This window comes from Methyloligella sp. GL2, from assembly GCF_013341275.1.
Taxonomy (GTDB): domain Bacteria; phylum Pseudomonadota; class Alphaproteobacteria; order Rhizobiales; family Methyloligellaceae; genus Methyloligella.
In genome coordinates, this window is the sequence record NZ_CP054476.1 from 959,143 (window position 1) to 975,313 (window position 16,171).

A 16,171-nucleotide genomic window follows, 5' to 3' on the forward strand; every position below is an offset into this window, starting at 1 on the left:
TCCGAATGTGAAACTAAAAAATGATATCACTCATACGGCTCTTGCCTCTGGTGCGTTCACCCGTCCGTGCCGTAGATCCTCTTGAAAAAACCGCCCATGAGCGGTTCGGGGACTTCCGCTACGTTGACATCGTAGGGACCCCGGTTCGATCCCAGTCGCGCTCAGCATTGCTTCTCGGGGTTCCCACCTAAAGAGATCGCCGGTCCTCGGCCCGCCTGGCTGGGAGATGCGGCCGCCCTGCGTTGGCGGCGGCGCTCATTCGGGCAGCTTGTAGATCCACCAGGCGAGCGGGACGGTGATTAGCTCCATCGCGGCATAGACGATCAGCAGCGGTGCCGGCTCCCCGTCCACCGCGAAGCTCAAGAGCCGCCCGGCGAGAAGCCCGCCGGCAAAGATCATGACGGTCAGGATCGCAGCGTCCTTGTGGGTGTTGCGGAGGGCGCAAACCAGCCAGAAGACGGCGAGCGCCAGATAGAGGCCCATGACCGCGCGGCAAATATGGGCGAGGCTGACATCGAGCTGGCCGAGGCCGAGGAAGGTCTTGGCGAACCAGTCCGGATCGATGCCGTAGCCGGCTGCGATGATCGACACCGCGGCGAAAGCCACGATCAGGAAGCCGCGTTTCAGCTTTGCCGCTTTCATCTTGGTTTCCCCCTTTTTATCTGTCAGCCCGTGCGCCGCTTGGCGGCCGGCATCTCGATGGCTGCGCCGACCGGCTGCAATATAGACGGATCGTCGTTCTCCGGCTTGTTCACCCGCGTGGAGATCGGCCGCAAGATCATCGGCTCGGCGGGATAGCTGATCAGGAGGTCGTGCGGGTCGGGCTCCGGCCCGAGCCAGCGCTGGTAGCTGTCCGGCGTCAGGATTGCGGGCATGCGGTCGTGAATCTGTGCCATAAGTTCGTTGGCCGGCACGGTGATGACGGCGAAGCTGCGCTCCCATTCGCCGGTTTTCGGGTTGCGCCAATTCTCCCATAGCCCGGCGAGGCCGAAGGGCGATCCGTCCTTCATCATCACCGCGTAAGGCTGCTTGGGGCCGCCCTTGATCGCCTGCCATTCGAAGAAGCCGTCGACGGGGACGATGCAGCGGCGCCTGGCGTAGGCCTCGCGGAAGGAGGGCAGGCGCGTGACGGTCTCCGCCTTGGCGTTGATAGGTTTCCGGCCGCCGTCCGACTCGCGGCACCAATGGGGGATCAGCCCCCATTTTATGAGGTCGAGGGAGCGCTCATTCGTCTTGTGGTTTTCGCGAATGATCAGCAGCTCTTGGCTCGGCGCTCCGTTGAAGCGCCTCGGCACGTTACCGCGGTTGTCTTCGCGCACATCCAGCCCGTCTACGATGGCGAGGCGGAAAGGCTCCGAGGTCTGGATGATCCGTCCGCACATGGCATCACTGCCTCGTCAGCCGATCCATCGGATGTCGGGGCTTTGCCGGGGCACCTCGGGCGGCCAGACCGGCGGGTAGCCGATGATGATCGGGGCGACGGGAACATGCCCCTCGGGAAGCTCCAGGGTCTTCACGCCGTCTTCGCTGCGGAGCCAGCTTTGCGCCAGGCCGATCCAGCAGGAGCCCACGCCGATATTGCAGGCCGCCAGCATCAGATTTTGGGCCGCCAGGGTGCAATCCTCGACCGCCCATTCGGAGGGGCCTTCCGCGGCGATGACGATCAGGGCCGGCGCGCCGTAGAAGATGTCGAAGCTCTTATCCCGCAGCATGTCCTGGATATGCGGAGATTCCAGGTCCGGCGGGGCGGTCTCCAAAAGATGCGTCTTGGCGTTTTCCGAGATCTTGGACAGCACCGCCTTATCGCGCACGACGCAGAAGCTCCAAGGCTGGCGGTTGATCGCACTGGGCGCTTGGACGGCGGCATCGATCAGCCGCCGAATCGTCTTCTCGTCGACGGGCTTCTCTGTGAACTCGCGCACGGCGCGGCGCCGATAGATCGCCTGGGTCAGATCCATAGGAGGCTTCCCTCTGGTTGCGAGCTTCTGTGCTTAACTTTTAGGCGATAACAATTGCAAGAGCCGATGGTTTGTTTCGACGCGGCGGGCGCGACCTTTGGTCTTGGCGTTGACAGGCCGTGCGGCGCTCCTTATGGTCCGCCGCAATTGCGCCGTCCTGTGCATCAGGGGGGCGATTTTCATTTAGAGACTCGTTTAGAGACGACGGAATCGCGGAAAGCTCGCGCCATGAAAATCAAGAACTCAATCAAGGCTTTGCGCTCGCGCCACCGGGCCAATCGCGTGGTGCGCCGCCGCGGCCGCCTTTACGTTATCAACAAGGTCAATCGCCGCTTCAAAGCGCGCCAGGGCTAAGGCATACAGCCAAAGCGAGACGCTCTGCGCCTTGCTTCGTCCGGTTTATGAAAATCGGATTTTTGACCTTTTCCGAATTGCTTTGACGGCCGAGCCGGCCGGCAAGTACGCTTCTTCCATGAGCACGCGGTTATGGGGAAAGCGGCCTTGCCGCGCGGTTTCCCTTCAGCTTGAAGACCGGTTTTTAGGTCAGGCGCGTCTCCGCCCGGCGGTTTCCTCCGGCGGAAACCGTCTTGCCGTCTGGCTCGCTGCGGCGCTGATCGGCGCGGCCGCATTCGGCGCCTCCGCCGAGGCTCATCCCGGTTTTGCACCGGGCTCCCATGTACCGGATTGGCGCCTTGATTGGCGCCTTGCCACGGTCGGGCCGCTTGCGGGCCTGCGCGAGCGGGAGCTTGCACCGATGCCGGGCGAGGAGCCTGCCGCCGCGGGCGATCCGATCCCGGCGCCGGACGGCGCCATGGTGCCGCCGCCACCGCTCGCCGGCTCAGACGAGGTGCTGGCCGATCCGCAGGCGCGGGCGGAGATCTTGGCTCAGCTCTACGATGCGCTGGCCGAAAGCAGCGATGCGCAAGCGGCCGAACATATCGAATCGGCGATCAGCGATATCTGGCATCAGACCGGCAGCCCGACCATCGACCTTCTGCTGGTCCGGGCGGAGATGTTCGAGGAGATTTCCGAATACGAGCTCGCCTTGGCGATTCTCGATGCGGCGATCGAGCTTGAGCCGAATGCCGCCGAGGTCTGGCATCAGCGGGCCATGGTGCACTACCTGCGCAACGAGCACGGCGAGGCGCTGTCCGACCTCCGCCATGTGCTGGCGCTGGATCCCCGGCATTACCAGGCGATTTGCGGGCTCGGCCGCGTGCTGGAAAGCTTGGGCCAGAAGAAAGCGGCGCTCGCCGTCTTCCGCAAGGCGCTGAAGGTCAATCCGTATCTGGTGCCGGCGCAAGCTGCTGTGGACGATCTTTCGCGCGAAATCGAAGGGCAGGATATCTGAGCGATTAATCGCTTTATATCAACGGCTTGATCCGACCGTTCGGGTCCCGTTCCGGCCCTGCCCGCCGCCGCTATCCACTTTTCTCTCCCTGCGACACATTGACAACCTCGAGAATGTGAGGAAATAATCTTTCCTCTCGGGAAACCATAAAAAAACGAATCCCGGGCGTTCAAGGGAGGAAATCAACGCTATGAACCGCACCCATTCGGAGCGGATCGATGCCCTATTCCGGGGTGACAAGGCCTGGGCATTTGGCTTTGTCGCGCTGCTTTGGGCAGTGGTCCTATTCGTATTCTTCGCCATCACACCGCTGGTGGAGGATAACAATGTGAAGATCGCGATCGGGGTGGCCGGTGCCGCCGTGCTGATCTTCAACACCTCTTCCATCATCGCGATGATCCGGCACTACGCCGCCGACAAAGAGGATATCTACGGCCTCGACATTCGTCATGCCGATGCTCTCAAGAAACTGAAGGCGACCGGTCGGCTCGACCGTCAGCTGGTGGAGTAGTGTCATGGCGAAAATCTATCAGCCGCCGAAGCAAAGCCGCCTCGGCCAATTCATCGACTGCGTTTTCCTGATCGCAATCGTCTATGGCAGCCTGATGCTGCCGCTCTTGTTCAACTTCGGCAACGGAGAAGAGACGCCGCCGCCGGAGACTGCCGCCGCTGTGCAGGAGGCGACCTGGGAGTCCCTAGGTCAGAACGCCGTGATGCAGCAGCAATGGGAGAAGCTCGGTTTCGATCCCGCCAGCGCAGGCGAGATCATCAACGACCGCTTCGACTACACCATCGAGCCTTGGTCACTCGGCATCACCGCCGCGATTCTGATCGGGTATTTCATCTTCGTGCTGACGTTCTCGGAGAAGGAATACCGGGAGGTGATCGACGAGCGTTTCGGCAAACGGCAGCGCTAGGGGGCAAGCATGACAATCTGGAGCATCGCCACTTACGTGGCGTGGGGCATCTCCGGCCTGCTTTTGGGCTGGATGCTGTTCGATGTGATCCGCGTTGGGCAGAACTACAGCGAAAGCTTCCTGCTCAGCGCGCGGGAGGGCGAGGACGAACTTCTGCATGAAGCCGAAGAAGAGGAGGGGCGGCAATGAGCGACACTGTTGCGCAAGCGCCGGAGAAAGACCGGCTATTCCTTCTCAAGGTTCTCGGCCCGACCCATGTCTGGGCGCTCGGCGTCGGCATCGTGCTGGTCGGCGAGTATATGGGCTGGAACTTCTCGGTGGCGAAAGGCGGCGCGCTCGGCTCGCTGATCGCCTGCTGGGTCATCGGCCTGCTCTATACCTGCGTGGCGATGATCGACTCGGAGGTCACCTCCACGGTCGCCGCCGCGGGCGGGCAATACACCCAGGCCAAGCACATTATCGGGCCGCTGATGGCCTTCAATGTCGGCCTCTATCTGGTCATGGCCTACACCATGCTGGAGGCGGCCGATGCGCTGGTGGTGGGCGATCTGATCCATCAGATCGGCGTTGAGACGGGGGCGGTGGGGCTCGACCCGCGGGCCTTCGTGGTGCTGACCATTGCGTTCCTCGCCTGGCTGAATTACCGCGGCGTTCTGATGACGCTGACGGTGAACTTCCTGATCACGGCGGTGGCCTTCGTCGCCATCATCGTGCTGTTCTTCGGGATCCAGCCCTGGCAGGAAGGCCAGACCATCTTCCACCGCGAGCTCCTGACGGGGCTGCCCTATGGCTGGATCGGCGTCGTCGCGGCGCTGCAATTCGGCATGTGGTACTATCTCGGTATCGAGGGCACCTGCCAGGCGGCGGAAGAGGTGCGCAGCGCGGGCCGTTCGATCCCGCTGGGCACGATGTTGGGCATGATCACGCTGCTGATCGCCGCATCGCTCACTTGGTTCGTGGCTTCGGGGCTGTTGCCCTGGGAGTATCTCGGACAATCCGTGGTGCCGCTCTACGACACGGCGCGGATGACGGGGAGTCCCTTCCTGCAGAGCTTGCTGTTCATCGGCACGCTATTCGCCGCGATCGCCTCGGCCAATGGCTGCATCAACGATGCGGCGCGGGCCTGGTTCTCGATGGGGCGCGACAAGTACATGCCGATCTGGTTCGGCGCCGTGCATCCGCGCTACCGGACGCCGTTCCGATCCATCGTGTTCCTGATCCCGATCGCGGTGTCCTTCGCCTTCACCGGGTTGCTGGATCAGGTGATCACCTTCTCGATCCTGTCGGGTCTGCTCGGCTACACCTTCATGTCGATCAACGTCATGAAGTTCAGGCGGAGCTGGCCGCTCGGCTCGATCGACCGGGGCTATGTGCACCCGTTCCATCCGGTGCCGGCCTTGATGCTGCTGACGCTCTGCCTTGCGACCTATTTCGCGACCTATCTGGGCTACGGCGCACAGCTGATCTCGATCCTGGTGTTCTACATCATCGCCTCGATCTGGTTCGCGCTGCACCGCTACAGGTACGTGGCGCGGGGCGATCAGTTCACCATGGCCTGGCCGCGGCCGGCGAATTACTGACCATGCATGTTGCATGAGCCGGTCCGGCGGGGCGCACCATCCTCCACCCCTCCATCGGAGGAAAGCGGCCCGCCGGATCGGATTTTCTCTCGTTTCAGGATATTCCGCCGATGCCATTTCTCATTCTCTGTCTCATGGGCGCCGTGCTCGGTGTGCTCTACATGCGCGACAAGCGCCGAATGCACGCGGCGCGCGGCGCGTTCTTCGACCGTCTCGACGACGTGATCGACTGGCCGGCAAAGCGCACGCAGCCGGACGGGTTTCCGGAGCTGCGCGGCAGCTATCGCGGCTACCGGGTGGTGCTTCGGGCGACCACCGATACGCTGATGGCGCGCAAGCTACCTTCGCTCTGGCTGGAGGTCTCGGTGCTCGCGCCGCTGCCCTATGACGGGGTGCTCAGCTATCTGGTGCGGCCCTGCAATACGGAGTTCTTCTCGCCTTCCATGCGTCTGCCGGTCCGGCTCGAGGTGCCGGAGGATTGGCCGAAGGAGCCCTCGATGCTGCGTTGCGACGATCCCGACACGACACCGGCGCCAGACCGGCTGACGCCGCATATGGCGATCTGCGCCGACCGGCGCATGAAGGAGGTACTGCTGACGCGGCGGGGTGTCCGGCTGGTCTATCTCGCCGACGAGGGCGACCGCTCCACCTATCTTCTTCTGCGCCAGGCACAGTTCAGCGGCGGTGCGGCCGATCCGGCGCTGGCGAGCCGGCTTCTGGATGCCGCAATTGCCGTTGCCGAGGATCTGCAGACCGATGCGCAGCCCTTGCCGCGGGACGCGCAGAAGCCGGCGATGCCGGATACCAAGGAGGACCGCCATGAGCGCGAAGTCGCAAGTCGCTAAGGCTGCAGTTTCCGGGGCTGAAGGCGCGGAGGCCGGAACCCCGCCTTCGATGCCGCTCAGCCCCTATCTGGTGATGGGGGCGGCAATCCTGTTTCCCGGCGTGGGGCAGCTGCTCAACAACCAGCCGCAGCGGGCGCTGACCATGCTGTTCTTCATGATCCTCTTGGGCATGATCACCATGTACACCGCGCCGGAGAATGCGTCCTTCGTCGGCCGCTATGCGGGCGGCTTCGCGGTCTATTCGATCTCGGTGCTGGATGCCTATCGCTGGGCGCGGGTGCGCTACGAGGTGGCCCGGGCGGCGCAGCGGAAAGCGGCCGGCGCATAAGCGCGCCGGCACGTCCAATCTCCGTCAGGGGACGGGCTAAGCGCCGATATGAGAGCCGTCTTCGACGGAGGCGATGCGCAGCATATTGGTGCCGCCGGATTTGCCGAAGGGAAGACCCGCCGAGATGATGACCTTGTCGTCGGGCCGGGCGAAGCCTTCTTCCAGGGCGATGCGGCAGGCCTTGTCGACCATATCGTCGAGATCCTTGGGATCGCCGGTCAGCACGCAGTGCAGCCCCCAGACGATGGCCAGCTTGCGTCCCGTGGCAGGCACCGGGGTGAGCGCCAGAATCGGCTGATCGGGCCGCTCGCGGGCGGCGCGCATGCTGGTGTTGCCCGAAGAGGTGTAGCAGACGATGGCAGCGAGGCTCAGCGTGCTCGCCACGGTGCGGGCGGCAGCGGAGACGGCGTCGATACCGGTCGCCTCGCGATAGATGTTCTGGGCGTGGCTGATCGCTTCGTAGAGCGGATCGCGCTCCACCTCGATGGCGACGCGGTCCATGGTGGCCACGGCCTCGTAGGGGAATTTGCCGACGGCGGATTCGGCCGACAGCATCACCGCATCGGCGCCCTCGAACACCGCGGTGGCGACGTCAGAGACCTCGGCGCGGGTCGGGACCGGCGCCTCGATCATCGATTCCAGCATCTGGGTGGCGACGACCACGGGCTTGCCGGCATTGCGGGCGGCGCGGGTGATCTGCTTCTGGATGCCGGGGACCTTCTCCACCGGCATCTCGACGCCGAGATCGCCGCGGGCGACCATGATGCCGTCGGTCAGCTCCAGGATGTCGGCGAGATCGGTGACCGCGGACGGCTTCTCGATCTTCGCCATGACGGCGGCGCGATCCTTCACCAGCGCCTTGGCGTCGGTGATGTCTTGCGCGCGCTGCACGAAGGACAGGGCGATCCAGTCGACGCCGACCGAGCAGGCATGCTCCAGATCGGCGCGGTCCTTGTCGGTCATGGCGCCCATGGGCAGCACGGTGTCGGGCAGGCTGACGCCCTTGCGGCTGCCGAGCGAGCCGCCGACCAGCACCTCGGCGTCGATGCGCACATCGCTTGCCTCGACCACGCGGAGCTTCAGCTTGCCGTCGTCGAGCAGCAGCGTGTGCCCGGCCTCGATGGCTTCGAAAATCTCAGGATGGGGCAGGTGGATGCGGCCCGATCCGTCCGTGACCTCGCGGCGGACGAAGCTGACCACGTCGCCCTCATTGAGGCGCATGGCACCGGATTCGAACTTGCCGATGCGAAGCTTCGGCCCTTGCAGATCGCACAGAATGCCGATCGGGCGGGCGAACTCCTCCTCCAGCTTGCGGATGGTGGCCTGCGTCTCCGTCATGCTCTCATGGCTGGTGTGGCTCATGTTGATGCGGAAGACGTCGGCGCCCGCCTCGAAAAGGCGGCGCATCGCTTGCTCGTTGTTTGAAACGGGTCCGAGCGTTGCGACGATCTTGACCCTACGGTTACGCCTCATTGGGAATTTTCTTCAGCTTCCGGGTCAGTGAGGCGGACGGTCCAATCCCGCTCCTCGCCGGTATCAACTTCAAAGAACCCGGTACGCTTGTAGCCCCGGGTCACGCAATCGTCGGTGCCGCGGATGGTAAAGGCCTTGTCATCGGTGCACATGTGGAGCGTACCCGCCCACTCGCCGCCGCGGTCGTAGTCGATGGCGTGGAGATAGTAAAAGCGGGCGATCAAGACACCTTTAAGAAGCGTCTCGCAGGAATGGGCCGAAACATTCCACCAGCCTTCCGTCGCCCAGCCTTGCTTGTCCTTGTAGCCGATGGCGACACCGACACGGCTGGTGGTGGTGTTGCACAGCTTGAGATCGGCCTTGGCCGGGGCGCTCGCTGCCAGCAGCGGCGCGGCGAGGCAGAGCGCGGCGCAGGCGGCCCGGAACGGTTTCGGGAAGCGCCGGGCTGGACGTTCGGCAGCCCGAATGGATGTGGAAGCGACTGTCAAGTCTGGCCCTACTTGCTTGCGTGAAAGGTGGCGATACCGAATGGCGTGACTTAAATATTCGGCACAGACGATTATAAGAGTATTTCAACTCCGCAAAAACCGGACCGCGCCGGACGGAAACATCGAGCCGGCGGTCGGCCCCAATCCCCCGATCTTCGAATCGAAGTTTTATAGGGAGCGGAGCTTTAGCGAAAGGGCTTCAATCCTTATCGCAAAAAATCCGACACAGGGTTCCTATCCGGGCGCGGCAGTCAAATCAATGAGGCGAATGTGGAGCAAAGGACCGTTCATCCCCTTCAATCCGAGGCGGAAAACGAGGCTTACCGGCTGATCGAGGGCGATCCGGAGCTGGGGCTGATCATTCTGTGCGATCACGCGGAGAACCGGATACCGCCCGAATACGACCAGCTCGGGCTGAAGCCGGAGCATCTGCGACGGCATATCGCATACGATCCGGGGGCGCTTCCCGTGGCCGAGAAGCTGGCGGCAAAGCTCGGCGTGCCGGCGGTGGTGACGCGGTTTTCGCGCCTTCTGATCGACCCCAATCGCGGCCCCAGCGATCCGACCCAGATCATGCAGATTTCCGACGGGCTGGTGATCCCGGGCAATGTGGGGCTCAGCGAGGCGGAGAAGGAGAACCGGCGCAAACGCTTCTACGAGCCCTATCACGCGGCGATCGATACGCTGATCGACGAGGGTATCGCCCATGGCCGGGTGCCGGTGCTGCTCTCCATGCACAGCTTCACCCCGGCCTGGAAGAGCGTGCCGCGCCCCTGGCATGCCGGCATCTTGTGGGACAAGGATTGGCGGCTGCCGAAGCCGCTGCTGGCCGGGCTTGCCGCCGATCCGGAGCTGATCGTCGACGAGAACGTGCCCTATAACGGCGAGTTGGAGGGCGACACGCTGAATCGGCACGGCTCGCGCCGCGGTATTGCCCATGCGCTGGTCGAGCTCAGGCAGGACCTCCTGTTCACCGAGGAGGAGCATGAGGACTGGGCCGAGCGGCTGGCGCGCATCGTGCGGGGCATCCTGGACGATGCGGCAATGGCCGCGGAGCTGCACAAGATCCATCATTTCGGCCGCAAGGGGCATGAGCTCGAGGGGCATGAGCTCGGCGCCAGGTGCGCGCCGCCGGCCTCGGGCGGGGCAGAGATCTCCGACGAAACGCTTCGCATCGAGCTGGAGGCGGCCGTCTTTCGGCGTTTGCGCGATCACCTGCGCAAGCGGACCGATGTGCAGAATATCGATCTGATGGAGCTTGCCGGTTTCTGCCGCAACTGCCTGTCCAACTGGTACCGGGAGGCGGCCGAGGCGCATGGGCTGCTGCTCAGCAAGGAGGAGGCTCGGGAGATCGTCTACGGCATGGCCTATGACGAATGGAAGGCCCGATATCAGAAGTAACGCACTGATATGAAAGGCCTAATCCTGAGATCTTTGGATAGTTTGGAAAAGCCGCCGCAATCGGCTTTCGGCTCTTGCCGCGGCGTTCTGCGGCTGCCTACTCTTCCCTTCGATTCTTTTTCACATCCGTAACCCGTTCAGTGAGGTTCAACGTGACGCTTCATTCGTCAGCCCAGGAGCAGCTCCGTACCATCATCTCCCGCATCGAGCGGCTCGAGGAGGAGAAGGCGGCGCTGGCCGCCGATTTGAAGGAAGTCTATGCCGAGGCCAAGTCCAACGGCTTCGATACCAAGGCGCTGAAATCGGTCATCCGCATCCGTAAGCAGGACGAGCAGAAGCGCAAAGAGGAAGAGGCGGTGCTGACCACCTATCTGCATGCGCTTGGCATGGATGAGGATTCCGCCGCCGCGGCCTAGCCTGGCTTCGAGCCGGCGCGGCGTCTTCGATCAGCGCGAGGCGAGCTGCGTCCTGCCGGGCAGGGCGGCGTAGAGGCTCTTCACCGCCGCGCCTTCGAAGCCTTGGCGCCGAGCCAGGCTCATCACCCGGCCGGAATCCCGCAGCTCGAGAGCCTGCGGGACCGGCAAGTCTTCGAACAGATACGCGATGCGGCTCTGCTCCGGCGCCTGAAGCGGCGCGATGGTGCGGTCGTAGCCGACGGATCGTTCGGTCAGCAGCGTCGCCACATCGTATTGGATGTAACTCAGGCTCTCTTCGGGATGCTCGTCATCCTCGGCGGGCAGGGCGAGCACGTCGGTCTTCTGATAGGAGGCGGCGCTGGCGGGAGCGGGCGGAAGGCTCGGCGCATCGCCGGCGCGAAACACGGCCGGCTCCGCTTGCGGGGCAGCGGGGGCCGTGGAGAAGGGCGAGCCGCCTGCGCTGGCGACGATAAAGCCTTTGCGCTCCGGCATCGGCATGGTGGCGGGAGCCTGGTTCTCCGCCACAGCCGGAACTGGCGCATCGGCCTGACCGAGGGCCATAGGTTGGGGCTCGGATGCGCCGAATACCTTCGGCAGCATGCCGCTCCCTGCGCTGGCTAGGGCAACCTGATGGATCGGCGAGCGGTCGGGCATTGGCGGCGGAGCCATATCGGCGGCGGCAATGGCGACGGCGGATGCACCGGAGCCCAGCACCTGGCCTGCGGTGGCGTATTTGCCGCTTGCTGAGGCGACCTGATAGTCGCGCTTGGAGATCATCCGCCCGTCACTCGGCACATAAGCGGTCTTGCCGCTGGGGAAGAGGGCGGCGAGCTCCATATGCGGAATGCGCGGCCACATGCGCACGCGTCCGGTATCGACATGGACGAAGGGAATGCCGGAATTGGGGTAATAGCCGACGCCGCCCCATTCCTGGATCAGCGCCATATTGCGCAAACGCTTCACCGGCACGCCGGGGATATGGATATCGGCGGCCTTGCCGAGGGTATGCTGGCTGTATTTGGCTTGTCCGCCGCCCTTGGCGCGCAGGGCGTCATTGGTCTTCTTGGAGCGGTAGCCGGAAATCAGATGGATCGGCTCGCTGGCGCCGAGCCTGGTGTAGATGGTCCAGATCAGATCGATCAGCTCCGGGTCCATCTTGGTAGGTTCGTTGCGCCGCCAATCGCCCATGAAGCGGTTGAGCTTGTCCATGGCGGACGGCACATAGCGATCGTTCACCTTATAGGTGACGGTCAGATATTCCTTGGTGTGGATATTGTAGAAGCGCAGCGTGCGGGGCACGGCGTTGGCATTGGCGGGATTGAAATCCGGCAGAAGCAGGATTGCAGCCAAAGCGCCGACGAGAAGCGCACAGAGTGCGCGCGTGCACTGTCCCTCACCCCGTTTCCGCATCAGACCCCTACGCAGCTACTGAAGGCCGACGACTGTCCCAACGGCCTTCGGTTTTAGGCCTCGGCCAATCCCCTTATTCGAGCCTCTCGAACGCGACTCGAAGCGGCGGATCATCCTTACCCGTGGTTAAGGATACGTGTTTTCAGCGAATTTTGGGAAAAACAAGGCGCCTAAGTTAACGCCGCCGACAGGTTACCCCGCGGCGGCGTTAACTTTTATCGCGATTGTATAGGCTTGAAGCGCCCGCTTTAGAGGTTAAGCGCGCGCTCCATCCGGGCGTCGTGGCCGTAGATATCGCCATAGGTCGACATCGAACCGTCGGCATTCACCCAAGCGGTGAAATAGGTGATGTAGACCGGGATCTTGGTCTTCAGCGCGATGCCCTGGTCGTAGCTGTTGGCGATCCTGTTGCGCACCTGACTCATATTCCAGTTCTGATCGTGGTTCAGAACCACCTCGGCCAGCTGGTCGGGGTTCTGGATGCGCATGCAGCCATGGCTCTCAGCGCGGATCTGCTTGTTGAACAGGAAGCGCTGCGGCGTGTCGTGCATGTAGACGTCGTGCTTGTTCGGGAACAGGAACTTCACCACGCCAAGCACATTGCTCGGCCCCGGAGGCTGGGTGAAGGCGATCTTGCGGACATCGACGCGATCCCAGTCGATGCTCTGCGGATTGGTGTTCCCGTTGTAGTTCACGCGCAGATTATGGCGGTCCAGCACGCGGGTATCCCAGCTAGAGCTTTGGAACCAGCCGCCGGTGCGCCGGATATAGGGGCGGATTTCCTCCGTCTTAATGGAGTTCGGCACATGCCAGGACGGGTTGAACACCACCGTCTCCATCTGGTCGGAGAACACCGGGGTCTGCTTGCTCGGCTTGCCGACCACGGCGCGGGCGGTATGGATGACCTTGCGGTCTTCCACCACGCGCAGCTTGAATTCCGGGATGTTCACGCGGACGTAGAAGTCGCCCAGATCGTTGGGCAGCCAGCGCCAGCGCTCCATATTGGCCAGGATCAGGCGGATCTTGGCGTCATTTCCGGTGATCGCCGGAACGCCGCCGCCATTCATCACGCGCCGCGTGCCCGGGCCGACGAGACCGTCCGGCGTCAGACCGTGCTCGCGCTGGAACTGACGGACCGCTTCGTCCACCGCGCCATCGAAAATCTCAGGATCGGAAGCTGGGGCACCGTCGCCGATAGCGGCAATGGCCTCGACGTCGAGACGCTTGCGCAGCAGCGCGACCTGGGAATGCTTCATGCCGCGGCGCAGGGTCGGGCCCGCCGGCAGAACGATCTGCTCGGCAACCACTTCCTCTTCCACGCCGTCTTCGGCGCGCAGCTCGGCCAGCTTGCGGCGCAGCGCCTCGAATTGCGGCTGATCGGGCTGGAAGCTCCGCATGTAAGCGGCGGGATCGGAGCGGAACGAAATCGATTCGATCACCTCGAGCGGCTTCGGCAGGCGCAGCTCGGGATCGAGATAACCGCTGAGCCGCGCCGGCTTGATGCGGCCGCCGCGGGCATCATTGGCGTAGCGCATCACGGCGTAGCTGATGTTGATCTCGGCATCGGCCAGGCGCTTGGCGGCCTTGCCGGGATTGGCCTTGAAGCTCGCCGGCTTGAAATCGCTGAGATCGGGAACTGCGTAATCGGCCGAGCGCAGGCCGTATTCGTCGGCCTTGCGAAGCTCGGCAACGATCGCCTTGCCCTTCTTCGTCAGGCCGTCCTCGTCGACCCAAAGGGTCTCGTGCTCCGGCAGAGAGTAAAATTCGACCAGCGCGCCCTGTTCCTGCTTATGGGTCTCGGTCGTGCTGGTGAATTTGGCGGAAAGCTGCTCTTGAATGGCGATGCGAATCGCCTCTTCGTGCCCGACCAGCTTCTCCGGCCCGTCTGGCTCCGCCGCAAACGCCGGAACCGGCCCTGCCGCGAAGGGCAGGCTCAGAAGCGCTGCGACAGCGATGGAATGGAATGGCCTCATAAATCCTGCTCCTCTGCCGAAAACCCCATACGATTCGGCACGATGGGACCCTAGCTTGACGCCGGATAATTGGCTAGGCGCAGGCGCGAATTCCACCCCCGGGTCCCCGTTTTTTCAAACCACTGTGGCTTTCTTACCAAAGACGGATTGAAATTTAGCCAACGCGCGCTTCGAGGCCGATTTCGCGCATTTTCCGGTACAGGGTGGAGCGGCCGATTCCCAGCCGTTTGGCAATCTCCGTCATGCGGCCGCGATAGCGCCCGAAGGCGAGGCGAATCATGTCCGCCTCGATGTCGTCGAGGGGGCGGATTTCGCCGCTATCGCTCAAGGCGGGAATGCCCACCGCATCGCGGCCATTGCCGGCAGAAATCTGGATGGTGGAAGGGGTGTTGAGGGAATCCCCCAGCATCACCGGACCTTCGATTTTGGGCGCTTTTTTGGGCTCCGGCGCAGGCGGCACGGTGACCTGATAGCCCTCCACATGGGCGGCAATCTGCGGGAATTCGTTGACGCTCAGCATATTGCCGTCGGCCAGCACCACGGCGCGGAACACGGCGTTCTCCAGCTGGCGGATATTCCCCGGCCAGCTATAGCGCTGCAGCATAGAGATGGCCTCGGCCTGGATACCGTCGATCTGCTTGCCTTCCTCGGCGGCGAAGCGGGCGAGGAAATGGCGCGCCAGCTCCGGCACGTCTTCCAGGCGTTCGCGCAAGGGCGGAATCCAGATCGGGAAGACGTTGAGGCGGTAGTAGAGATCCTCGCGGAAGCGGCCTTCCTGGACCAGCTTGATCAGATCCTGATTGGTGGCGGAGATCAGGCGGAAATCCACCTTTACCGGCTGTTTGCCGCCGACGGGATCGATCTCGCCCTCCTGCAGGGCACGCAGCAGCTTGACCTGGGCCTCGGGCGGCAGCTCGCCGATCTCGTCCAGGAACAGGGTGCCGCCATGGGCCTCCTGGAACTTCCCGGTGCGCTTCTCGGTGGCACCGGTGAAGGCGCCGCGCTCATGGCCGAACAGGATGCTCTCGACCAGGTTCTCGGGGATGGCGCCGCAATTGACGGTGACGAAGGGGGCCTCGGCGCGTTCGCTCTCGCCTTGGATGGCGCGGGCGACCAGCTCCTTGCCGACGCCGCTTTCGCCTTCGATCAGCACCGGGATCTGGGAATCGGCGGCGCGTTTGCCGAGCTTGATGACCCGGGCCATGGTCTCGCTGCTGGCGATCAGGTCGTCGAAGTCGAGCTCGCCGCCGGCGGTGGCCTTGATGCGGGTGATCTCGCCTTGCAGCGCTTCGATGCGCAGCGCGTTCTTGATGGAGACTTCGAGCCGTTCGGGGCTCACCGGCTTGACCACGAAGTCAGCAGCGCCGGCACGCATGGCGGCGATTGCCGCGTCGATGGAGCCGTGGGCGGTCTGAACGATGGCCGGGGGCCGTTTCGGTAAGGTCTTCATTGCCGTGAGCACCGCCATACCGTCAGTGCCCGGCATCACCAGATCAAGAAGAATGAGCTGGATGTCGGCGCCTTCGGCGCTGAGGATTTCCAAGGCTTCATCACCGCTCTCGGCGGTGGCAACGCTATATCCAAACCGCTCGATGGTCGCTTCCAGAATACGACGCTGAGCAGGGTCGTCATCGACGACCAAAACCCGTTTAGCCATGACGCAGAACTCGCTATGGTTACTCAATACTGAAGAAAGAGGTTGGACGGCCAATACACGGCCGGATCGCCCCGTTCCTTTCGAGAAAATTTGAACCACAAGGGTAAATATCCTCTTTATTCGGGTTCGATTTTGGTGAGCCTTGGATCTCGGCCAGTATTCGCAAGCGCGCCAGGCGGCCGATTTTCCGCCGATCTGCAAGCAAAATGGCGGTCTCGGGGCGCGCGCGAAACGGCCCGCCGCAGCGCCAAAGTCCGGTGCGAAACTGCATCCGATGGACAGCCGCCCCGTTTCGGCGCTACAGGCAGTATCCTGAGCTTCCTTCGAATGAGTGGAGACGATTTCACATGCCGACTAGTCCGATAAGGCGTTTT

Annotated in this window: 18 protein-coding genes; 10 read left to right on the plus strand and 8 right to left on the minus strand. The window is 63.2% G+C overall.

The window, feature by feature from the left end:
• Positions 1 to 255 precede the first annotated feature (255 nt).
• The 3 genes from HT051_RS04490 to HT051_RS04500 are packed head-to-tail and all read right to left on the minus strand — an operon-like array spanning position 256 to position 1,958.
• Complete coding sequence (locus tag HT051_RS04490) at positions 256 to 642, minus strand: DUF4345 domain-containing protein (protein WP_174540921.1); 387 nt, start codon at positions 640 to 642, stop codon at positions 256 to 258.
• Positions 643 to 665: 23 nt separating this feature from the next.
• A complete protein-coding gene (locus tag HT051_RS04495; RefSeq protein WP_174540922.1) occupies positions 666 to 1,382 on the minus strand; it encodes an SOS response-associated peptidase in 717 nt (238 codons plus the stop codon).
• 15 nt (positions 1,383 to 1,397) lie between these two features.
• Positions 1,398 to 1,958: a nitroreductase gene (locus HT051_RS04500; protein ID WP_174540923.1), complete on the minus strand. Its 561-nt coding sequence runs from the start codon at positions 1,956 to 1,958 to the stop codon at positions 1,398 to 1,400.
• Positions 1,959 to 2,186: 228 nt separating this feature from the next.
• Between HT051_RS04500 and ykgO the strand changes: the two genes are divergently transcribed.
• The 8 genes from ykgO (at position 2,187) to HT051_RS04540 (ending at position 6,979) form a co-directional block, all read left to right on the plus strand.
• Positions 2,187 to 2,312 (plus strand): type B 50S ribosomal protein L36, encoded by a 126-nt coding sequence (gene ykgO, locus HT051_RS04505; RefSeq protein ID WP_174542865.1) that lies wholly within the window; start codon positions 2,187 to 2,189, stop codon positions 2,310 to 2,312.
• 118 nt (positions 2,313 to 2,430) lie between these two features.
• Positions 2,431 to 3,309, plus strand: coding sequence for a tetratricopeptide repeat protein (locus tag HT051_RS04510; RefSeq protein ID WP_174540924.1), 879 nt, complete (start codon positions 2,431 to 2,433; stop codon positions 3,307 to 3,309).
• Positions 3,310 to 3,499: 190 nt separating this feature from the next.
• Entirely contained in the window at positions 3,500 to 3,820 is a 321-nt protein-coding gene (locus tag HT051_RS04515) for a hypothetical protein (protein WP_174540925.1), read from the plus strand.
• Between the two features lie 4 nt (positions 3,821 to 3,824).
• On the plus strand, positions 3,825 to 4,226 hold the full coding sequence (locus HT051_RS04520) for a hypothetical protein (protein ID WP_174540926.1): 402 nt from the start codon (positions 3,825 to 3,827) through the stop codon (positions 4,224 to 4,226).
• A 9-nt stretch (positions 4,227 to 4,235) separates the two neighbouring features.
• On the plus strand, positions 4,236 to 4,415 hold the full coding sequence (locus HT051_RS04525) for a hypothetical protein (RefSeq protein ID WP_174540927.1): 180 nt from the start codon (positions 4,236 to 4,238) through the stop codon (positions 4,413 to 4,415).
• Positions 4,412 to 5,806: an APC family permease gene (locus HT051_RS04530; RefSeq protein ID WP_174540928.1), complete on the plus strand. Its 1,395-nt coding sequence runs from the start codon at positions 4,412 to 4,414 to the stop codon at positions 5,804 to 5,806. The genes HT051_RS04525 and HT051_RS04530 overlap by 4 nt, the downstream gene beginning before the upstream one ends.
• A 110-nt stretch (positions 5,807 to 5,916) precedes the next feature.
• Positions 5,917 to 6,651, plus strand: coding sequence for a hypothetical protein (locus HT051_RS04535; protein WP_174540929.1), 735 nt, complete (start codon positions 5,917 to 5,919; stop codon positions 6,649 to 6,651).
• Positions 6,626 to 6,979, plus strand: a complete 354-nt coding sequence (locus HT051_RS04540) for a hypothetical protein (RefSeq protein WP_208454385.1) — start codon at positions 6,626 to 6,628, stop codon at positions 6,977 to 6,979. The genes HT051_RS04535 and HT051_RS04540 overlap by 26 nt, the downstream gene beginning before the upstream one ends.
• A gap of 36 nt (positions 6,980 to 7,015) precedes the next feature.
• On the opposite strand, the gene pyk is transcribed toward HT051_RS04540, so the two are convergent.
• Both pyk and HT051_RS04550 read right to left on the minus strand, forming a co-directional pair.
• Entirely contained in the window at positions 7,016 to 8,452 is a 1,437-nt protein-coding gene (gene pyk / locus HT051_RS04545) for a pyruvate kinase (protein ID WP_174540930.1), read from the minus strand.
• Positions 8,449 to 8,940: a DUF1036 domain-containing protein gene (locus HT051_RS04550; protein WP_246810176.1), complete on the minus strand. Its 492-nt coding sequence runs from the start codon at positions 8,938 to 8,940 to the stop codon at positions 8,449 to 8,451. Before HT051_RS04550 ends, pyk begins: the two co-directional genes overlap by 4 nt.
• 270 nt (positions 8,941 to 9,210) lie before the next feature.
• Between HT051_RS04550 and HT051_RS04555 the strand changes: the two genes are divergently transcribed.
• A complete protein-coding gene (locus HT051_RS04555) occupies positions 9,211 to 10,341 on the plus strand; it encodes a DUF1244 domain-containing protein (RefSeq protein WP_174540931.1) in 1,131 nt (376 codons plus the stop codon).
• Positions 10,342 to 10,493: 152 nt separating this feature from the next.
• Positions 10,494 to 10,757 carry a DUF2312 domain-containing protein gene (locus HT051_RS04560; RefSeq protein WP_246810177.1) on the plus strand — a complete coding sequence of 88 codons (264 nt, stop codon included), beginning with the start codon at positions 10,494 to 10,496 and terminating at the stop codon, positions 10,755 to 10,757.
• Between the two features lie 30 nt (positions 10,758 to 10,787).
• Here HT051_RS04560 and HT051_RS04565 read toward each other — a convergent pair whose 3' ends face one another.
• The 3 genes from HT051_RS04565 to HT051_RS04575 form a co-directional block, all read right to left on the minus strand.
• A complete protein-coding gene (locus tag HT051_RS04565; RefSeq protein WP_208454386.1) occupies positions 10,788 to 12,107 on the minus strand; it encodes a DUF882 domain-containing protein in 1,320 nt (439 codons plus the stop codon).
• Positions 12,108 to 12,415: 308 nt separating this feature from the next.
• Positions 12,416 to 14,140 carry a murein L,D-transpeptidase gene (locus tag HT051_RS04570; protein ID WP_174540934.1) on the minus strand — a complete coding sequence of 575 codons (1,725 nt, stop codon included), beginning with the start codon at positions 14,138 to 14,140 and terminating at the stop codon, positions 12,416 to 12,418.
• 154 nt (positions 14,141 to 14,294) lie between these two features.
• The gene (locus tag HT051_RS04575) at positions 14,295 to 15,797 is read right to left on the minus strand and encodes a sigma-54 dependent transcriptional regulator (protein WP_174540935.1); all 1,503 of its coding nucleotides are present in this window, start codon (positions 15,795 to 15,797) and stop codon (positions 14,295 to 14,297) included.
• Positions 15,798 to 16,171 lie beyond the last annotated feature (374 nt).